This window comes from Mesorhizobium sp. M1A.F.Ca.IN.020.06.1.1 (assembly GCF_004023265.1).
Taxonomy (GTDB): Bacteria; Pseudomonadota; Alphaproteobacteria; order Rhizobiales; family Rhizobiaceae; genus Mesorhizobium.
The window spans coordinates 1-469 of the sequence record NZ_RZSR01001786.1; the positions used below are offsets into that span (position 1 = coordinate 1).

The 469-nt window shown below is 65.2% G+C and carries 2 pseudogenes; both read right to left on the minus strand.

The annotated features are described in order from the left end of the window. Positions 1 to 126 (minus strand): annotated as a pseudogene (locus tag EOA60_RS39565) (GlxA family transcriptional regulator); the annotation flags it as partial. A gap of 16 nt (positions 127 to 142) precedes the next feature. Then, positions 143 to 469: pseudogene (locus tag EOA60_RS36895) on the minus strand (bifunctional methylenetetrahydrofolate dehydrogenase/methenyltetrahydrofolate cyclohydrolase); the annotation flags it as partial.

Consider the following 469-nt stretch of genomic DNA (forward strand, 5'->3'; position numbering starts at 1 on the left):
GCAATCGATCGCCGCCGCCAGCGAGAACATCGAACACTTGTCGACCAGCAGGAAGCCGAACTGCCGACCGCCCTGAACGGGATCGCCCATGACCGGCCGTTCAACAGGAGCAGTAAGATTCGGCAAGGATGCTGCTTTCCGATCAGAAGGACGGCCGCTTCAATCCGGCCGCGAGGTAGGCGGAAGCTACAGTGTTGGCCATCAGCATGGCAATGGTCATCGGTCCGACGCCGCCGGGGACCGGCGTGATGGCGCCGGCGACCGCGGCCGCTTCGGCATAGACGACGTCGCCGACCAGCCGCGACTTGCCTTCGCCCTTCTCTGGCGCCGGGATGCGGTTGATGCCGACATCGATAACGGTGGCGCCGGGCTTCACCCAATCACCCTTGATCATTTCTGGACGGCCGACGGCGGCGACCAGGATATCGGCGGTGCGCGCCAGCGCCGGCAGGTCCTTGGTACGGCTATG